This window comes from Solimonas flava DSM 18980 (assembly GCF_000426685.1).
Taxonomy (GTDB): Bacteria; Pseudomonadota; Gammaproteobacteria; order Nevskiales; family Nevskiaceae; genus Solimonas; species Solimonas flava.
The window spans coordinates 57948-76260 of record NZ_AUFV01000018.1; the positions used below are offsets into that span (position 1 = coordinate 57948).

The window sequence follows — 18313 nt, forward strand, 5'->3', positions numbered from 1 at the left end:
CTCCTTATCTTGTGTCGACCGGGATTTTGACGCCGGAGTATAGCGGTGCGCCGAGTGCAGCGGCCAGCGGGTCGCCGCCCCGTCTTATCGCGCCGCGCCTGCCATGGCCGACACAGCGCACGTACCGAAGGCATCGGCGATGCTTACACTTCGCGATCATGGGCTTCGACACTTCCAGCCATCTCATCCTGCTGGCCGCGCTGCTGTTCCTCGTCAGCATCCTGGCGACGGTCATCACGCCGCGACTGGGCATGCCCTTGCTGCTGGTCTTCCTGATCGTCGGCATGCTGGCCGGCGAAGACGGTCCGGGCGGCATCCAGTTCCAGAACTACGCGCTCGCCAACCTCGCCGCGACAGCGGCATTGGCGGTCGTTCTGTTCGACGGCGGATTGCGCACGCGCCTCGACAGCTTTCGCACCGGCCTGCGGCCGGCACTGACACTGGCCAGCGTCGGCGTGCTGCTGACGGCCGGCATCACCGCCGCGGTCTGTCACTGGCTGCTGCGACTCTCGCCTGCCGAAGGTTTTCTGATCGGCGCAATCGTCGCCTCGACCGACGCTGCCGCAGTGTTCTCGCTGCTCGGCTCGAGCGCGCTCGCGCTCAACGAGCGCGTCGCCTCGGCGCTCGAAATCGAATCCGGCACCAACGACCCGATGGCGATCTTCCTGACGCTGGCGACGATCGCCTATCTGCAATCGCCGGAGAGCTTCGGCTTCATCGACGCCCTGCGCATGCTGGCCTGGCAGATGCTGGCCGGCGCCGCCTGCGGCTACGCCGGCGGCTGGCTGCTGATCCGCGGACTCAACCGTCTGCGCCTCGGCGATTCGATGTATCCGCTGCTGGCGCTGTTCGGTGGCCTGACCATCTTCGGCCTCACCGGCCTGATCGGCGGCAGCGGCTTTCTCGCGGTCTACCTCGCCGGCATTTTCCTCGGCAACCGCTCGCTGCGCGCCGCCGCCAGCATTCGCCGTTTCCATGACGGCATCGCCTGGATGGCGCAGATCGGCATGTTCGTGATCCTCGGCCTGCTCGCCTCGCCGCGGCAACTGGCCGAGGTCGCGCTACCCGGCTTGCTGGTATCGGCGGCGCTGCTGCTGGTCGCGCGCCCGGCCGCCGTCTTCATCAGTCTGGCGCCGTTCCGCTTTCCGTGGCGCGAGCAGCTGTATATCGCCTGGGTCGGCCTGCGCGGCTCGGTCCCGATCGTGCTGGCGACCTACCCGTGGCTCGCCGGCCTTCAGAACGCACAACTGTTCTTCAACATCGCCTTCTTCATCGTGCTGGTGTCGCTGATCGTGCAGGGCGCGAGCGTTGCCCCGATCGCGCGCCTGCTCGGGCTGCAGGTGCCGAAAACCGCGGCGCGCGTGCACCGCGTCGACATCGACCTGCCCGGCCAGCGCGGCTACGAGGTGGTCAGCTACCGGATTCCCGAGCACAGCAAGCTGATCGGCATGCGCCACAAAGATCTGCCGATCCCGGACGTCTCGCGCATCATTTGCATCGCCCGCGGCGGGCGCGTCCTGCACTATCGCGAGTGGGGTGCGCTGCAGGCGCATGACTACGTGTCGCTGCTCACGGCGCAGAGCCAGCTCGACGCTCTCGACCGCCTGTTCGAGGCGCTGCACAAACCGGCCGAACCGCTCACGCGCCGATACTTCGGCGAGTTCACCGTCAACGCCGACGCGCCGGTCGAGGCACTGTGCCAGAGCTACGGCCTGCCGATTCCGGAGCATGCCGCCGACAAGACCGTCTCGGAACTCCTGCAAATGCATCTGCCGCATCCGGTCGTCGGCGATCGCCTGCGACTCGGCGAAGTCCAGCTCGTCATCAAGGCCGTCGACGGCGATCGTCCGACGCTGATCGGATTGCGCCTGCCGAGCTGAGCCGGTGCATTGCGCGAGAACGACGCATTGTTAGCGCTATCGCGACTCACAATGGGGCGCCAGCGCTTGTAATCAAGCCGAAACCTTTGCACAATCGGCCCAAGCTAATGAACTTAGGGCCTGTGGCGCACCATCGTGCGCCACTGGTTTTTCTGGGGAGAGAGCGCCGGGAGACACGCATATAGCGGCCCTGGCAATGCGGTAAAGGCTGCGCCAAAAAAGAAGCCCCCCGGGGTACCGGAGGGCAAAGTGCGAGAAAGGCGCATGGCCTTTCTGGAGGAGACTGATCTGACCCGGCAATGCTCCCGGCTTGCCGGGTTTTTCATTGCTGAATCATGTTGCGGTGCAGTATAGAGTTGACTGACGTCTAAGTCAATAATGCGATCGGACGAATTTTCAGGCCGTCCCCATCGCCCCCTGCTGCATCGCCGACAGGCAAGCAAAGCCGTTTTGGGTAACGAAAAGAGCAGATTCCATGCCATTGGCAGGCGCTTACGCCCCCTATTGCCGCCGCTAGAATGCCGCGACTGCCAACCCGATCACGGAAATCCGCCATGACGCTCTCGATGTACCAGGCTTCGGTCCCGGTCTTCATCCGCATGCTCGGCAATCTGCGTCTTCTCCTCGAGAAAGGCGCGGCCTACGCCGAAGCCCGCAAGTTCGACGGCACGGCGCTGCCCGACAGCCGCCTGTTCCCGGACATGTTCCCGCTGTCCCGGCAGGTACAGATCGCCACCGACAACGCCAAGGGCTGTGCCGCGCGGCTGGCCGGTATCGAGCCGCCGAAGTTCGAGGACAGCGAACGCACGATCCCGGAGCTGATCGGCCGCATCGACAAGACGCTGACCTTCCTGCAGACGCTGCAGCCGTCGCAGATCGACGGCAGCGAAGAGCGGCCGATCACGCTGCAGCTGCGCAGCGGCGCGCTGAATTTCGACGGCCGCGCCTACCTGCTGCATTTCGCGCTGCCCAACTTCTACTTTCACGTAACGACGGCGTACAACCTGCTGCGCCACAACGGCGTCGAGATCGGCAAGCCCGACTTCCTCGGCCGCAGCTAGGCTCTCCGACGAGGCCGGTCGCGCCGCGCGCCGGCCTCAGCCGGCCGCGGCACGGTAGGCGCGCCAGCCGCCGTAGACGGTGATGTCGCGCGCGTCGGCGAGCGCCCAGGCTTCGCAGATGAAGCCCTTGACCTGACGCCCGTCGGCCAGCGTCAGCGTACCGATACCGAGCGGCGGTGGAATGCCGGCCACGAACGAGCCGAAGGTCGCGAGCGGCACATCCCACAGCTCGACCTCGATCGGCGCGCCGTCGCCGGTCCGGGCCAGTCCTGGCTTCGGCGGCTGCGTCCCGGCGAGCGCATACAGGCGGTAGTCGGCCGACGTCGTCACGGTTTCGACGAACGTCGCGCCGCGCTCCGTCAGCTCGCAATTCAGCGGCATGCCGCGCAGGTGCGCGCCGACCACGGCCAGGCGCACGCAGTCGGCAGGGACCGCAGCAACATCGTTCATGCAGCAATCTCCGCGAAGCTCGCCTGCCAGCGCCGTCCGAACGCCGCCAGCGCGCGATCGGCCCAGGCCGGACCGATCAGCGTGACGCCGAACGGCAGGCCGTCCTCGCGCCGCGCGGCCGGCAGGGCCAGCGCCGACCAGTCGAGCAGGTTGACGAAATTGGTATAGGTGCCGAGCCGGCTGTTCAGCCGGATCGGATCGGCTTCCAGCTCGGCAACGGTGTAGATCGATGGCGCGCTCGGCACCAGCAGCGCGTCGACGCCGGCCATCAAGACATCGGCCCGCAGCTGCAAGGCGCGGCGCCGGTACTCGGCGCGGAACACGTCAACCGCGCTGAAGCCGCGCCCCTGCTCGACGATCGCGCGCACCACCGGATGCAGGGCCTCGGCGTGATCGCGCAGGAAATCCTCGATCGCCGCCAACCGCTCGGCGACCCAGGGGCCGTCGTAGAGCAGCGCGGCGACTTCGTGCAGCGGCGCGAAATCGAGCGGCAGCAGCGTCGCGCCCAGCTGCTGCGCACGCGCGCAGGCGCGGGCGTAGGCCGCGGCGGCGGCGCGATCGCCGAAGAACTGCGGCTCGCGCGGCACACCGATGCGCGGCGCCTCCGGCATCGCCGCCGCAAATGCCGCCGGCCGCGAGTACGCATCGCGCGCATCGAAGCCGCCGGCGATCGCGGCGACCGTCCAGGCGTCGTCGACCTCGTGCGCAAACACCGACACGCAGTCGAGACTGCGGCAGGCCGGCACGACGCCCTGCGTGCTGAGCCAGCCGCGTGTCGGCTTGAGGCCGACGAGACCGTTGAACGCCGCCGGCACGCGCCCCGAGCCGGCGGTGTCGGTACCGAGCGCGAAGCTGACGAGCCCCGCCGCGACGGCAACCGCCGAGCCGGAACTGGAGCCGCCGGAAACGTAGCGGCGATCGAACACCGAACGCGGCGCGCCGTACGGCGAGCGCGTGCCGTTGAGGCCGGTCGCGAACTGATCGAGATTGGTCTTGCCGACCACCAGCGCGCCGGCGGCGCGCAGGCGCGCGACGACGGTCGCGTCCTCGTCCGGCCGGTAAGCGTAGGCCGGGCAGGCCGCCGTGGTGTCGAGACCGGCGCAGTCGATGTTGTCCTTGACGGCGAACGGAATGCCCCAGAGCGGCTGGTCGTCGCGCGGACCGTTCGCCATCAGCGCCCGCGCCTGCGCGCGCAGCTCCTCCGGCGCAGTGCGGCTGATCCACACCGCCGGGTCGTCATAGGCCGCGCAGCGCCGCAGCACCTCGTCGACGAGGTCGAGCGGCGTCGCGGCGCCGCCCGCGTAGCGGTGCTGCAGGCCGGCGATATCGAGTCGTACGTCGAACATCAGACGGCCTCGATGACGGCGACCAGCTGGCCGGATTGCACCGTGCGACCGGTCTGGCAGCGCAGTTCGCGCACGCGGCCGCCCTCAACCGCGCAGATTTCCATTTCCATTTTCATCGACTCGACGATCAGCAGCGGCTGGCCGGGCTCGACGCGATCGCCGGCTGCCGCGAGCAGTTTCCAGACGCTGCCGGTGACGTGCGAGGCGACGCCGACGCAGCCCTGCGGCAGCGCCTCCTCGGCGACGGCCGGCGCGCCATCGTCGACCGCGAAGCTGTCGAGCCCGCGTGCCTTCCAGTCGGCGCGCTCGGCTTCGAACGCGGCCTGCTGGCGCGTCTTGAAAGTCGCGATGCCGTCGGCATGCTCGGCCAGAAAGCGCGCGTACTCGGCGTAGGAGAACTGCGTCGGCTCGATGCGCAGCGGATAACGACCGTGCGGGAACGCCTCGCGCGCCTCGGCCAGCTCCGCCTCGCTGACCGGATGGAAGCGGATCTGGTCGAAGAAGCGCAGCAGCCACGGCTGCTCGAACGCCTCGGTCTTCTTCCAGCGGTTCCACATCTGCAAGGTGCGGCCGAACAGCTGGTAGCCACCTGGCCCCTCCATGCCGTAGACGCACAGATAGGCGCCGCCGATGCCGACCGCGTTCTCCGGCGTCCAGGTGCGCGCCGGGTTGTACTTGGTCGTCACCAGGCGATGCCGCGGATCGACCGGCGTCGCCACCGGCGCGCCGAGGTAAACGTCGCCGAGCCCCAGCACCAGATAGCTCGCATCGAAGACGATGCGCTGCACGTCGTCGCGCGCATCGAGGCCGTTGATGCGGCGGATGAATTCGATGTTGTCCGGGCACCATGGCGCGTTCGGCCGCACCAGCTCCTGGTACTTGCGCATCGCCAGGCGTACCGAGGGATCGTTCCACGACAGCGGCAGGTGCACGATGCGGCTCGGCACGACGACCGCTTCGGCCGCCGGCAGCGCACCCTCGATCTCGGCCAGCACGCCGAGCAGCGTCGCGCGCTTCAGCACGCGGCTGTCGTAGTGAATCTGCAGCGAGCGGATACCCGGCGTCAGATCGATCAGGCCCGGCAGCCTGCGCTCGCGCACCGCCTGCATCAGCAGGTGCACGCGCAGGCGCAGCGCGATATCGAGCACCATCGGGCCGTATTCGACCAGCAGATTGTCGTCGCCGGCGCGGCGATACACGACCGGCACCGGCCCATCGTCGCGACGGCCGACGATCGGCGAGCCGGGCGCGCGCAGCGCGCCGGGCGACGCAGCCGCGATCATCGGCGATGCATCGCCCGCAGGCTCGTCGGCCGGCACGAAGCGCAGGCGATCACCCGGCTTGAGCTGGCCCAGCTTCCAGAGATCTTCGCGCGTCACCACCGCCGGGCAGACGAAACCGCCGAGGCTCGGGCCGTCCGGGCCGAGGATGATCGGCATGTCGCCGGTGAAGTCGATCGCGCCGATCGCGTAGGCGTTGTCGTGAATGTTCGACGGATGCAGGCCGGCCTCGCCGCCGTCGGCGCGCGCCCAGCGCGGTCGCGGACCGATCAGGCGCACGCCGGTGCGGGCGCTGTTGAAATGAACTTCGTATTCGGCCGAGAACAGCTCGGCGATGTCGTCGTCGGTGAAGAAGTCCGGCGCACCGTGCGGGCCGTAGCGGACCGCGAGTTGCCAGTGCCGCGCCAGCGACGGACGCTCGGCGTCGGCGATCGCGGCCGGCGCACCGGCGAGTGCGGACGTCGCGGACGAGACATGCAGCGTGTCGCCCGCTTTCAGCACGCCGGTCGCGTGACCGCCGAAGCCGCCGAGCGCGAAGGCCGCGCGCGAACCCAGATACAGCGGCGCGTCGAAGCCGCCGCGCACCGCCAGATACGTGCGCTGGCCGGCGCCGGCGATGGTGCCGAGCGTCAGCGTCTGGCCGGCGGCGACCGCGACCGGCTCGTAGTACGGCACCGGCACGCCGTCGAGCGTCGCCGGCATGTCGGCGCCGGCGAGCGCGATCAGCGCATCGTCGTGAAAGCGCAGCGTCGGCCCGCTCATCGTGCATTCGAGCGCCGCCGTACCCGGCGCGTTGCCGACCGCGCGATTGGCGAGCGCGAACGAACGCGCGTCCATCGGCCCGGACGGCGGGATGCCGACGTCCCAGTAGCCGAGCCGCCCCGGCGCATCCTGCAGGCTGCTCTGCGCGCCGGGCGCCAGCACCTCGATGCTGCGCGCGCGATAGACGAAGTCCTTGAGCACCCGCGTCGCCACCGCGCCGCTCGTGAAGGCCGCGCCGGCGACGACCTGGCGCAGATAGTCGAGATTGGTTTCGATGCCGTAGACACGCGTCTGCGCCAGCGCCGCGCCGAGTTGCGCGATCGCGGCGTCGCGGTCGGCGGCGTGGATGATCAGCTTGGCCAGCATCGGGTCGTAATACGGCGTCACCTCGCTGCCGGTTTCGATCCAGCCGTCGACGCGCACGTCGTCCGGGAAGCGCACCTCGGTCAGCAAGCCCGTCGACGGCCGGAAATCGCGCTGCGGGTTCTCGGCGTAGAGGCGCACCTCGATCGACGCGCCGCGCGGCCTCAGCGCGGACTGCGCCGGCAGCTCGAACTCGCCGGCGGCCTGACGCAGCATCCACTCGACGAGATCGACGCCGTAGACGCTTTCGGTGACCGGATGCTCGACCTGCAGGCGCGTGTTGACCTCGAGAAAGTAGAAGTCCTCGCGCGCGACATCGTAGATGAACTCCACCGTGCCGGCCGATTCGTACTGCACCGCCTCGCCGAGCGCGCGCGCCGCGGCGTGCAGCCGCGCGCGCAACGCATCGGACAGCCCCGGCGCCGGCGTTTCCTCGACGACTTTCTGGTTGCGCCGCTGCAGCGAGCAGTCGCGTTCGCCGAGCGCGACGACGCGGCCGCGGCCGTCGCCGAAGATCTGCACCTCGACGTGGCGCGCGGTTTCGACGTAGCGCTCCAGATAGACGCGCGCGTCGCCGAAACTCGCGCCGGCCATGCGCTGCACCGCCTCGAAGCGGCTGCGCAACTCGTCCGGCGTATGGCAAAGCTGCATGCCGATGCCGCCACCACCCGCCGTGCTCTTCAGCATCACCGGATAAGCGATGCGTTCCGCTTCGGCGAGCGCGGTGTCGACGTCGGCGAGCAGTCCGCTGCCGGGCAGCAACGGCACGCCGCTCTGCCGCGCCAGTTCACGCGCCGTGTGCTTGAGACCGAAACCGCGCAGGTGCTCCGGCCGCGGACCGATGAAGCGGATGCCGTGCTGCGCCAGCCGCTCGGCGAATGCGGCGTTCTCGCTCAGAAAGCCGTAGCCCGGATGCACGGCCTCGGCACCGCTCGCCAGACAGGCGGCGACGATGGCGTCGACGTTCAGGTAGCTCTCGCGCGCCGCGTTGCCGCCCAGCGCCACCGCCTCGTCGGCGGCCAGCACCGGCAAGGTATAACGATCCGCTTCGGAGTGGACCGCGACCGAGCGCACGCCGAGGCGGCGCAGCGTGCGCACGACGCGGCCGGCGATCTCGCCGCGATTGGCGATCAGGACTTTGCTGAACACGGCTCAGGATTCCCAGATCAGCACGCGCACCGGCGTCGGATCGAAACCGTTGCAGGGGTTGTTGACCTGCGGACAGTTGGAGATCACGCAGAGCACGTCCATCTCGGCGCGCAGCTCGACGTAATCGCCGGGCTTCGACACGCCGTCGACGATCGCCAGACGGCCGTCCGGCTCGACCGGCACGTTCATGAAGAAGTTGATGTTGCCGACGATGTCGCGCTTGTCCATGCCGTGCTTCGCCACTTCGATCAGGAAGTTCTCGCGGCAGGCGTGCATATAGCGCGTGTGCTCGCCGAAGCGCACCGTGTTCGCCTCGCAGGAGCAGGCGCCGGCGGAAGTGTCGTGGGCACCGCAGCTGTCGGCGATCACCGTCAGCATCGTGCGCCCCTCGCTCGAGAGGATGCGGGTCCCGGTGCTAACGTAGGCCGCGTTCTGCGCACGCAGCGTGTCCTGCGCGCTGTAGCGCTCCGAGAAGTCGGCGGCGTTGTAGAACAGCGTGTCGACGGCCTGCTGGCCTTCGAGATCGACGATGCGCAGGATCTGTCCGCGGCGCACGACGCCGGACCACGGCTGCGTCGCCGGAATGACGTGATCGTAGACCGCGGCGGCGGGATCGCGCGCAAGATTTTGCTCGTTCATGGCGCTCTCCTTCAGGCTTCGCCGTAGTAGCGGGCGTTGTTGTCGAAACCGCGGCGCGCCTCGGCGCTCGCGTGGCGGCAGAGATCGTCGGCGCCGGCCGCGGGTGGCGTATGCACGATCGCCTCGATCGCCTGCGGCGCGTAGGCGCCGGGCGCCAGCGGGTGCGGACAGTTGGAGACCACCAGCAGCAGATTCATTTCGGCGCGCAGCTCGACGAAGTCGCCGGCCTGCAGCACGCCGTCGCGCCAGTGGAAGCGGCCTGCGGCATCGGTCGCCACCGGCGAGAAGAAGCTGATGCACGGCGCGAGATCACGGCGCGACAGACCGAGCTTGCCGGCTGCGAGCACGAAGTTGTCGCGCGTGTTGCGCAGGCCGTCGCGGCCGTACTTCGCGGCATTGCTGGCGGCGCTGCTGCCGCCGAGCAGGGCATCGTGCGCCGCGCAGCTGTCCTCGGTGATCGACGCCAGCACGCGACCCATGTCGCTCAGCAGCACACGACCCTTGGCCAGCGCCGCGGTCCACTGCACCTTCACGGTGTCACCGGCGTTGTAGCGCTCGCTGGTGTCGTCGGCGTTCCACGCGAAGAACGACACGCCCGGCGTCGCCGCCGGATTGAGCAGACGCAGCGCCTGGCCGCGCGCCAGGCGCGCCGTCCAGTACCAGCCGCCGGGGATCGTCTCGCGGTGGATGACGCGCGCCGGATCGAGCGGCGCGCTACCGCGCGCCGTCGGCGGCGGCAGCGGCAGGTCCTTGCCCTGCCCGGCGGCTTTCAGTTCTTCGTAGCGGCGGCGATTGGCGGCGATCGTCGCCGCCTTCCCGGCCTGCGGTTCGGCAGACACAGCCATGTCGGACTCCTTATTGCTGTGCGGATGCCAGGTCGTCCCGGCCGGAAAGCTCCTCGAGGGCCGGGTCGTCCCGGCCGAGCTGGTTCTGGATATCGGCATCGAGCGCCGTTTGCGCATCGCGCTTGCGGACTTCGATGTTCTGCGTGATCGTCGCGCCGTAGCGCGTGCGCTCCTCGTTGCGCCGCTTCAGGCGGTCGAAGACGACGACGCGCGTGCCGAGCGAAAAAGCTTCGCGCAGATCGTGGGTGACCATCACCACGGTCACGCCGGTCTCCTTCCACAGCCGCCGCAGCACGACATGAATCTCGGCGCGGATGCCCGGGTCGAGCGCGCCGAACGGCTCGTCGAGGAGCAGCACCTTCGGCCGCATGATCAGCGCCTGCGCGAGCGCGAGCCGCTGCTGCATGCCGCCGGACAACTGCGACGGATATTTGTGCAGGTGTTCGCCGAGGCCGACCTCGGCGAGCAGCGCGCTCGCCGCCTCGACCTGACGCCGCCGCGCGGTGCCGAACAGGCGCGCCAGCAGCGGCGCCGCCTGCAGCTCGCCGCCGAGCAGCACGTTGCCGAGCACGGTCAGATGCGGAAACACCGAATAGCGCTGGAACACCACGCCGCGATCGGGCCCCGGTTCGTCCGGCAGCGGCGCGCCGTCGAGCAGCAGCGTGCCGCGCGTCGGCCGCTCCTGGCCGAGCAGCAGGCGCAGGAACGTGGTCTTGCCGCAGCCGGACGGACCGACGATCGCGACGAAGTCGCCGGAGGCGATGTCGAGATCGAGGCGTTCGAGCACGATCTGCTCGCCGTACTCGACCCAGACCTTGCGAATGCTGATGGCGCTCATGCGCGCCGCTCCAGATGCGCCCACGGAAACGCGCGCTTCGACAGCTGCACGAGCGCAACGTCGGCCAGATACGCGAGCAGCGTGATCCAGGCGACATACGGCAGGATCGTGTCCATCGCCAGATAGCGGCGCACGAGGAAGATGCGGTAACCGAGGCCGGCGTCGGCCGAGATCGCCTCGGCCGAAATCAGGAACAGGAAGGCAGGGCCGAGCATCAGGCGCAGCGACTCGATCAGCCGCGGCATCGCCTGCGGCAGCGCGACGCGCAGCATCACCTGCCAGGTCGAGGCGCCGAGCGTCTGCGCCTTGATCAGCTGCTCGGTCGGCAGCTGGCCGACTTTCAGCGCGAGGTCGCGCACCAGCGCCGGCGCGACGCCGATGACGATCAGCACCACCTTCGACAGCTCGTCGAGCCCGAAGGCGATGAACAGGATCGGCAGGATCGCCATCGGCGGCACCATCGACAGCACCGCCATCAGCGGCGAGAACGTCGCGCCGACGACCGGCAGCAGGCCGATCGCCAGACCGAACGCGAGCCCGATCGCCACCGACACGCCGAGGCCGACGCCGAGTCGCTTGAGGCTGATCGCGGTGTCGCTCCAGAACACGCGTTCGCCGCTGCGGCGGTCCGGCTGCAGCGCGCGCTGCACGGCGTCGACCATCGCCGACACCGGCGGCAGCACCTTGTCGCCCGGATTGGCAGCGCGGCGGTCGGCCGAGGCGACGGCGTAGATCATCGCGAGCAGCAGAAATGGCAGCAGCGCCAGCAGCCAGCGGCTGCCGCGCTGCGGCGCGATGTTCATCAGGCGACGCATCGCGCGGGCTCCGGGCTCGGGAAGCGAGGGTTCACGGCGCAGACCGGGCGCGGCTCAGAGCTTGCCGTCGGCGGCGAGCTGCATGTAGGCGGCGTCGAAGCGCAGCTTGACGTTCTTCGCGCTGCCGAGCGTCGCCCCGGACGCAAAGCCGATGCCGACGAAATCCTTGTTCGCGGCGTCGGCGCCGAGCAGGCCGTGATCGAACGAGAAGCTGCGCACCAGCTCCATCGTCTTCTGCAGCTGCGCGTCCTTGGCAAAGGCCGCGGCCTCGGCCGGCGTGTAGAACATCTTGGTCGACTTGAGCTGCGCCTCGAAGCTGGCGAGCGAGGAGCCGGCAAGCTTGGCCATCGCCGCACGCGCGGCCGCGCCCTTCGCGCCCGGGTCCTGCAGCTGCGCGATCGTCTCGTACCAGATGCCGACCAGCGCCTTGCCGAGCGCCGGATTGTCCTTCAGCGTCTGCGTGTTGACCGACAGCGTGTCGATGATCTCGCCCGGCACCTTGGTCGAATCGAACACCAGCGTCGCGCCCGGCTCGGCCTTGATCGTCGCCAGCTGCGGATTCCAGGCGACGACCGCGGTCGTGTCCTTGGCCTGGAACGCCGAGACGATGTCGGCGTCGGAGGTGTTGACCGTCTTGATGTCCTTCTCGGACAGGCCGACCGTCGACAGCCCGCGCGCCAGCAGGTAGTGCGAAACCGACAGCTCGACGAGGTTGACCTTCTGGCCCTTGATGTCGGCCAGCGTCTTGCCCTTCTTCAGCACGATGCCGTCATTGCCGTTCGAGTAGTCGCCGATGATCAGCGCCGTGGTGTCGACGCCGCCGGCGGCGGGGATCGTCAGCGCGTCCATGTTGGTCATCGTCACGCCGTCGAACTTGCCGGCGGTGTACTGGTTGATCGACTCGACGTAGTCGTTGATCTGCGTGATCTTGATCTTGATGCCGTACTTGTCGGCCCACTTCTTGACGATGCCGGACTGCTCCGCGTACGGCCACGGCATCCAGCCGACGTAGATCGACCAGGCGATATCGAATTCCTTCTTCGGCGCGGCCTGGGCCGGCGCGCTGAACGTCGAGGCGAGCACGGCTGCAGCGAAGACAGCGCCGGCGAGCTGGATGATGCGTTTCATGGTGACGATCCTCAGATGGTGGCCGATGCAGACGGCGAGGACCGGGCGGAGTTCGGAAATGGAGCGCTCGAACGTACGCCAGACTCTGGCCGTCGAGGTCTCCCGGGCTTTTATCCCGCCGTGCGCCGGGCATCACACCCGGCTGGCAGCTCTCGGACCTGACGCGCACCAATCTGGCACGCCGGAACCCTAGCCACCAACTCAGGGACTTCTGGAGCAAGCGGCATGCCAGCTGCCGCGGACCGCGCATCGGCGAGTCCGTGCCAGAACCGCGACGCAGCCTTTACTGCCCTCGCTCCCCCTTACCGATCAGTGACTTGTCGCTACTCGGCGACGCCGGCCTGCTCCTGTGCCAGGCGCTTTTCGAGCGCCAGCCGGGCGATCGCGACGTAGTTGTGGCAGGCCTCGCGGTCGACGTATGGATTGCCGGGCTCGCCCGCTTCCTGTGCTTCGCGACGCTGCCAGAACGCCGATGCATCAGGATGGGGCGTCAGCAGCACATCGCAATCGAGGCCGTCGAGCACTGCGTAGCTGTGCTCGAAGTCGCCGAGCACGCCCGGATAGGTCTTGTTGTGGGAGAAGCGGAAGCCGGGCGCGGCGATCGGCGTCAGGCTATCGGCGTAGACGAAGTTCAGACAGCCGGCCTTCTCGCAGGATTGCCAGGTCCAGCTCAGGCCGCCCGGCGTGTGCCCGCCGGTCGCGTGCGCGGTGATGCGGATCGGTCCGAGCTTCAGCGTCTCGCCGTCGTTGACCGTCTGCGGATGCGACCACGACGGGAAGCGCGGCAGCTCGCCGTACTGCGGATCGGACGGGCCGGACTGGCCGCTGCGCAGCACATTGGCGCTCCACGGGCTCATCACCACCTGCGCGCGACTCTCGCGCGCCAGCTCGGCGAGGCCGCCGGCGTGGTCGTAGTGCGCGTGCGAGTTGAGGATCAGCTTGACGTCCTCGAACTTGAAGCCGAGCGCGACGATATTGCCGGCGATCAGCGGCGCCGTCTCCGGCAGGCCGCCGTCGATCAGCACATGCCCCTGCGGCGAAGTGATGAGAATGCTGCTGAGGCCCTTGGCGCCGACGTAGTAGGTGTCGCCGTAGATGCGGAACGGATCGACCGGTTCGTTCCAGCGCATGCAGATCTCGCAGCTGTCGTCGGCAAAGGCCGGCGCGAGGCCGAGGACCGCGACGGCCAGCATGGCAGCGCGGCCCAGCGCCGGTGGAGCGGTCAGCAAAGACATGGGGGTGCGATCGTCAGGGGGCGGTGCGGGCGATTCTCGCAAACCTCGACGGCGACGCAAACTGGGCAACGCAAACCAGGGTTTCCGAGCCTCAGTGCCGCAAACGCCGCCGCAGCGCGCCGATGCCGAGCAGGATCAGCAGCGCATCGGCCGCCAGTGCCCCGCCAGCGCCGCCCGTGGCTGCACCGCCTCCGCTCCCCGCGATCGAGCCGCCCGCCGACGCCCCGGTCGTCGCGCCGCCGGTCGATTCACCGCCGCCAGCAGCGGCGGGCGGAGGATCGTCGCCGCTCAGGCGCACGATGCCGTGCACCGACCAGTCCGCCGTCCCGCTTGCGTCGGCCGCCAGCGCGGCGCTGTCGAGAAACGTCGAATACGCAATCAGATGCGCGCTCAGCAGCGGCGCGAGCTGCTGCCGCTGCGCATCGATCTGCGTCTGGCTCAGCGCAATGCCGTCGTAGACGTAGACCGGCCCCATCAGGCAGCGGCAGCCCTCGACGAAGTTGCTCTCGTCGCCGAGCACGAAGGTGCTGACCGCACCGGTACCGGCGATCGAGGACGCGCTGTCGCGCACCGGCACGTGCACGAGCGCGTCGCCATTGACGCCGGCCTGCCAGGCGTAGAGATCGGTGGCCCCGCCCGGCGTGAAACTGACGGCCAGAAACGTCCAGCCGAGACTGACGTCGAAGCTCTGGGCCGGGTTGGCGGTATAGCTGCCGTCGCGGTTGAAATGCCATTCGCCGTTGCGCGTCAGGAAGTACGGCCCGGTCGGACTGTCATCGGCCGTGCCGATGTTCACGTAGACGCCGAACGCGCCGCCGTCGTCAGCGCTGAAGAAATTGTTCATGCCGCGGGCCGACGGGGCATACACCCAGAGCATGATCGTGAACGTGCCCGCCTGCGCGCTCCACGCCGGAACCCCGGCCGTGCGGTAAAGACTGCCGGCGGCGAAGTCCACCGAAGCGCGGGCCGGCCCGCTGGCAAGCAGCAGACCGAGCAGCACAACCCGGAAGATTTTCACGCTCCTCGCTCCGTGAACGACCCGGGAAGCGGGCCGGCGAGAACGTATAGCGCGATGCGTGCACGCGCTCTGTACGGCAGCGCGCGTTGCCGGGGCCGGTTTGCGGTGCGATGCGGGAGCCGAGGATGACGCGAGGGCGGCGGGCCCGAGGCCGCCGCCCTGCGAATCCACGAAGAGGAATCACATCCCGCGCAGCGCCGATGAGGCGAGGCGGGACGATGCAGCGATCTGGCGCGCGCGGGAGGATGAAAATCAGAACTGCTGGATAGCAGAAATATCCTATTGATTCAATAAGTCATAGTGATTGACCGTTAGCCGTTGACTGCCGCACTCACTGTGCGCGGCGGCCAATGCATAGGAACATGCCCGGGCCAATGGCGGAATTCCGCCTTCTCCGAGTCGGACGCGCTTGCTAACGCGCTTGCCGCCCTTGCCATGCCATTCTGCCAGTGTCATAGCGCCATTCTGCGTCTGGCATCAGTAGCAGTGTGAGCGTGTAGTCGTACTGTCCTGATGAATGGATTAGCTCTGTTATCGGCATAGCTTCCGGCTCTGCCGGGAACCACAGGCGCGCACTGGCGGACTGTTGGAGCAGCGATTCAGATCGGCGACACGAGTGTGCAATTGATCCGGCAGGAACCTCAATGGCTTGCTTGCGCGTCGCAAAATACCGCCCGGATTTATATGCCGCTTTATTCGATCGCGCCCACAACAGATGGTCATCTCGCGACGCTAGCAGGATTGCGCGCTTCGGAGCGATTTCAATCCACTTCAGTGCCGCTGCGGTCCGCGACACACCGTAACGGTTCGCGCAGTGGTCAATTAGGTCGAATGAAATCTTCTCGCCAGACACCTGTCGCCGGAAATCATCCAGCGGCATTAACAGGGTTGAGGCAAAAGTATCCGCATCCGATTCAATCTGTCGCTCATTCGAATCCCAGTCGTTCATGTCCAGATCACTGCACATGAACTTGTCCTGTCGATTTCGATGCAGCAGGTAGTGCCCGAACTCGTGCGCGAGCGTAAACCGGATTCGTCCGGAAGAACGCTGGCTGTCGTTGTACACGATCTTCCACTTCGTGCGCGCCGCGTTCGGCGACAGCATCCCCTCAAAGCCGGGCAGATCATGGCCTTCAATCTTAGTGATCGGATCGCCCGGGAAGCGGTTCTTGGAGCACTCCAGCGCGAGGCTTTTGACGTCGACAGGGAAACGCTCGCTCTCAGATTTGAGAACGAGGTTCAACATGGCCGAAAGGCGATTCGCCTCAGCCATTGGCGTTAAGGATTCAGTCGTCATCCCAGCTATCGAGGATTCGACGAAGCCGCTTCTTCGTTTCATCGGGCATTGCCCGATACTTGCGATAAAAAGCCTCATCCACCACTTTCTGATCAGGCGTAGTCTGCGCTGTATCCAGCAGATACTCAGTGGTCACCTCAAGCGCCACCGCGATGCGGGCAATCTTGTCGGCCGAGGGATTCGGCACATCCCGATTCTCGAGTTCCCAGATGTAGCTTTTGCTTGACTCCGTTGCCTCAGCCAAGCCCTCAAGGCTCATCCCTTTTTCGCGCCTGCGGGCGCGAATCTTGTCTCCGAGAGGTGAAGGCACTTTTCCTCCTGAGCTTCTGAAGCTCCCGAATATATCACCATACCGAACGAAAATATGCCGCTTGACAGGCGTTTCAGAAGATCAGAAACTTCAACCAATCGTTCGGTGTGCCGAACGGTAGCGTACCGATCCTCTTAACTGGAGCCTCCCATGGCCGACTGTCAAATCACCTGCATCACCAAACCCCATCCACAGAGCTCGCACGAGCACATCACTCACGTCGGTAATCCGAAGGCCGGCTGGCAATGGCCGCGCGAAGCCATCATCGAGAGCATCGACAACAAAACCAATACCTTCTACGTCCTCGACCCGTATACCAGCAAACGCTCCAACGTGGGCGTCGTGCGGCCGGTCGGCCGCGACCCGTATCTCCGCACGTACGCGGACGGCATCTGGAACGACAACTTGCTGGCGCTCACCCAGTGCCCGATCTGATCGGGCCCTTTCACCAAGGAACGTTCAAATGACTACATTCGATATCGCCCACATCAAGGAACAGGGCGTCAACCTCATCATCGTCCCCTTAGCCTCGTCTTTCGGGTCCAAATCCAGCATGGCGCAGCGACAGATCGTAGCCGGTCTGCAGGTCGCAGCCCGGACGGCTGGACTCGCAGGAACCGTCGTCCCGATTTGGCCGACGGGACATAGCCACCAATTCATCGCGCCGCGGAACTGGCATCCATTCTTCAAAAGCATCAGTTGGCAACAGGTCATGGCCAGTATCAACAAACGCCTCACTATCCACTAATCGACATAGGAGACGACGAGTGAAGCCAGGTGGTACGGAAAAGGAGGGGCACCTCTAGACATGACTACTGACAAGAACAAATTTGATGACTATTTGAAAGAAGCGCTGCACCGTGACTTACTTTTCCGCGTCGCAGTTTTGGGCGTGATTGCCGCCTTGGCTAGCTTCTACGCAAGTAAAGAGATCGGCTTCAACCCAATCGAGTACTTCAATAGCTCCACCAAAAAACTTACACCTCTTTTTAATACGGTTGGAATCGCCGCCTTGCTGCTAGCAGTTCCAGCTTTAGTCCTGAAAGACCTGGAGCATGTGTCGCCCGAAAGATGGGGGCATGGTTCTGCAGCAAGTCTGTGGGGAGGTTTTATTCGCCGTCTCGCAGGCGACCTTACTCTGTGGGTTATCGGCAGCTTTGTATCGTTCTTTTTCAGCCTGATAGGAACTACGGCGTACGCCATATCGGCAAATATGGTGACGGTCAAAGATGGCTTTTATCTTCTTTTTATCCACGTCCTTGTCGCGGTATTTATTGTGGCCATTGGACTAGCAAATATCATGATTAGGAGAGCGAATCCTCCTCTAGCGGCAACGCCGCCATTTTCAAAATTCCTGACATCACCATGGCGTATTGGCGCTGCGTATGGAGCCGTTCTCACCGCCACATATTTTCTGAAATAAAGCGCAGGGGACAAAGCGCAGCTAATAATGCTCAAAACCGCCCTCCACGCAGGCGCGCCAATTCTGTATCCACAAGCTCGGATGACAATGGGAGGAAGTCAAAACGCTCATAAAGCGGCGTCAAAAGCTGGTGCATGAACTCCGTGAGATTGTCCCGAATCTGATCAAGCGTTGCCCGGCCGGTAAGCGTAACCTCAGCAGTACGGCTGAAACGGTCATTGAAGACCGCCCGGTTGAAATCGATGCTGGTAACGTACCGTCCATCAAGCCCCGTGAAGCGACATTCCACTGCAATTGCCTCGACTTCCTCGAAGACTTCAGCAAGGCGTGCAGCAAACAGCACTCCCTCACCTACTCGCCACACCGGGAGCGTGACATCAGAAGTGGCCCCGCTTTGTCGGGCAGCTTTCCCGGATTTATAAGTGATGCTCTGCCGGGTTAAGCCACCAGCCGTGCTGGCAGCGCGTTGAAGTA

The 18313-nt window shown here is 66.4% G+C and carries 15 protein-coding genes, 2 pseudogenes and 1 riboswitch; of the genes and pseudogenes, 5 read left to right on the forward strand and 12 right to left on the reverse strand.

Annotation, left to right across the window (positions count from 1 at the left end):
* Positions 1 to 158 precede the first annotated feature (158 nt).
* Together K343_RS0117035 and K343_RS0117040 are read left to right on the forward strand one after the other, a co-directional pair.
* Positions 159 to 1880: a potassium/proton antiporter gene (locus K343_RS0117035; RefSeq protein ID WP_028009091.1), complete on the forward strand. Its 1722-nt coding sequence runs from the start codon at positions 159 to 161 to the stop codon at positions 1878 to 1880.
* Between the two features lie 554 nt (positions 1881 to 2434).
* Positions 2435 to 2941, forward strand: coding sequence for a DUF1993 domain-containing protein (locus tag K343_RS0117040; protein ID WP_028009092.1), 507 nt, complete (start codon positions 2435 to 2437; stop codon positions 2939 to 2941).
* Positions 2942 to 2977: 36 nt separating this feature from the next.
* Here K343_RS0117040 and atzF read toward each other — a convergent pair.
* From atzF to K343_RS0117090, 11 genes and pseudogenes are all read right to left on the reverse strand, one after another.
* A pseudogene (gene atzF / locus K343_RS22695) lies at positions 2978 to 4737 on the reverse strand (allophanate hydrolase).
* Positions 4737 to 8291, reverse strand: a complete 3555-nt coding sequence (gene uca / locus K343_RS0117050) for an urea carboxylase (RefSeq protein WP_028009093.1) — start codon at positions 8289 to 8291, stop codon at positions 4737 to 4739. Before uca ends, atzF begins: the two are co-directional and overlap by 1 nt.
* A gap of 3 nt (positions 8292 to 8294) precedes the next feature.
* Positions 8295 to 8930: an urea amidolyase associated protein UAAP2 gene (locus K343_RS0117055; RefSeq protein ID WP_028009094.1), complete on the reverse strand. Its 636-nt coding sequence runs from the start codon at positions 8928 to 8930 to the stop codon at positions 8295 to 8297.
* Positions 8931 to 8941: 11 nt separating this feature from the next.
* Positions 8942 to 9775, reverse strand: coding sequence for an urea amidolyase associated protein UAAP1 (locus K343_RS0117060; RefSeq protein WP_028009095.1), 834 nt, complete (start codon positions 9773 to 9775; stop codon positions 8942 to 8944).
* Between the two features lie 10 nt (positions 9776 to 9785).
* Positions 9786 to 10613, reverse strand: coding sequence for an ABC transporter ATP-binding protein (locus tag K343_RS0117065; protein WP_028009096.1), 828 nt, complete (start codon positions 10611 to 10613; stop codon positions 9786 to 9788).
* A complete protein-coding gene (locus K343_RS0117070) occupies positions 10610 to 11428 on the reverse strand; it encodes an ABC transporter permease (RefSeq protein ID WP_028009097.1) in 819 nt (272 codons plus the stop codon). Before K343_RS0117070 ends, K343_RS0117065 begins: the two co-directional genes overlap by 4 nt.
* 54 nt (positions 11429 to 11482) lie before the next feature.
* A complete protein-coding gene (locus K343_RS0117075) occupies positions 11483 to 12556 on the reverse strand; it encodes a putative urea ABC transporter substrate-binding protein (RefSeq protein WP_028009098.1) in 1074 nt (357 codons plus the stop codon).
* Between the two features lie 97 nt (positions 12557 to 12653).
* Positions 12654 to 12760: riboswitch (guanidine-I (ykkC/yxkD leader) on the reverse strand.
* Positions 12761 to 12879: 119 nt separating this feature from the next.
* Positions 12880 to 13791, reverse strand: a complete 912-nt coding sequence (gene bla / locus K343_RS0117080) for a subclass B3 metallo-beta-lactamase (RefSeq protein ID WP_028009099.1) — start codon at positions 13789 to 13791, stop codon at positions 12880 to 12882.
* 91 nt (positions 13792 to 13882) lie between these two features.
* The gene (locus tag K343_RS22700) at positions 13883 to 14791 is read right to left on the reverse strand and encodes a LamG-like jellyroll fold domain-containing protein (protein WP_043113040.1); all 909 of its coding nucleotides are present in this window, start codon (positions 14789 to 14791) and stop codon (positions 13883 to 13885) included.
* 430 nt (positions 14792 to 15221) lie between these two features.
* On the reverse strand, positions 15222 to 16106 hold the full coding sequence (locus K343_RS24195) for an ImmA/IrrE family metallo-endopeptidase (protein ID WP_211226331.1): 885 nt from the start codon (positions 16104 to 16106) through the stop codon (positions 15222 to 15224).
* Positions 16096 to 16416 carry a helix-turn-helix domain-containing protein gene (locus K343_RS0117090; RefSeq protein ID WP_028009100.1) on the reverse strand — a complete coding sequence of 107 codons (321 nt, stop codon included), beginning with the start codon at positions 16414 to 16416 and terminating at the stop codon, positions 16096 to 16098. The genes K343_RS24195 and K343_RS0117090 overlap by 11 nt, the downstream gene beginning before the upstream one ends.
* Positions 16417 to 16566: 150 nt before the next feature.
* On the opposite strand from K343_RS0117090, the gene K343_RS0117095 reads away from it, so the two are divergent.
* Genes K343_RS0117095 through K343_RS24685 form a run of 3 tightly spaced genes read left to right on the forward strand, consistent with a single transcriptional unit; the run spans position 16567 to position 17839 of the window.
* Complete coding sequence (locus tag K343_RS0117095; RefSeq protein WP_028009101.1) at positions 16567 to 16851, forward strand: DUF3892 domain-containing protein; 285 nt, start codon at positions 16567 to 16569, stop codon at positions 16849 to 16851.
* A gap of 28 nt (positions 16852 to 16879) precedes the next feature.
* A complete protein-coding gene (locus tag K343_RS0117100; protein WP_028009102.1) occupies positions 16880 to 17164 on the forward strand; it encodes a hypothetical protein in 285 nt (94 codons plus the stop codon).
* Positions 17165 to 17224: 60 nt separating this feature from the next.
* Positions 17225 to 17839 (forward strand): hypothetical protein, encoded by a 615-nt coding sequence (locus K343_RS24685; RefSeq protein WP_154662633.1) that lies wholly within the window; start codon positions 17225 to 17227, stop codon positions 17837 to 17839.
* Between the two features lie 31 nt (positions 17840 to 17870).
* On the opposite strand, the pseudogene K343_RS24825 reads toward K343_RS24685, so the two are convergent.
* Positions 17871 to 18313, reverse strand: a pseudogene (locus tag K343_RS24825) (hypothetical protein); the annotation flags it as partial.

Coding starts and splice junctions, on each gene's coding strand:
- K343_RS0117035 (WP_028009091.1), top strand. CDS start 159: ATGGGCTTCGACACTTCCAGCCATCTCATCCTGCTGGCCGCGCTGCTG.
- K343_RS0117040 (WP_028009092.1), top strand. CDS start 2,435: ATGACGCTCTCGATGTACCAGGCTTCGGTCCCGGTCTTCATCCGCATG.
- K343_RS0117055 (WP_028009094.1), bottom strand. CDS start 8,930: ATGAACGAGCAAAATCTTGCGCGCGATCCCGCCGCCGCGGTCTACGAT.
- K343_RS0117060 (WP_028009095.1), bottom strand. CDS start 9,775: ATGGCTGTGTCTGCCGAACCGCAGGCCGGGAAGGCGGCGACGATCGCC.
- K343_RS0117065 (WP_028009096.1), bottom strand. CDS start 10,613: ATGAGCGCCATCAGCATTCGCAAGGTCTGGGTCGAGTACGGCGAGCAG.
- K343_RS0117070 (WP_028009097.1), bottom strand. CDS start 11,428: ATGCGTCGCCTGATGAACATCGCGCCGCAGCGCGGCAGCCGCTGGCTG.
- K343_RS0117075 (WP_028009098.1), bottom strand. CDS start 12,556: ATGAAACGCATCATCCAGCTCGCCGGCGCTGTCTTCGCTGCAGCCGTG.
- bla (WP_028009099.1), bottom strand. CDS start 13,791: ATGTCTTTGCTGACCGCTCCACCGGCGCTGGGCCGCGCTGCCATGCTG.
- K343_RS24195 (WP_211226331.1), bottom strand. CDS start 16,106: ATGACGACTGAATCCTTAACGCCAATGGCTGAGGCGAATCGCCTTTCG.
- K343_RS0117095 (WP_028009101.1), top strand. CDS start 16,567: ATGGCCGACTGTCAAATCACCTGCATCACCAAACCCCATCCACAGAGC.
- K343_RS0117100 (WP_028009102.1), top strand. CDS start 16,880: ATGACTACATTCGATATCGCCCACATCAAGGAACAGGGCGTCAACCTC.
- K343_RS24685 (WP_154662633.1), top strand. CDS start 17,225: ATGACTACTGACAAGAACAAATTTGATGACTATTTGAAAGAAGCGCTG.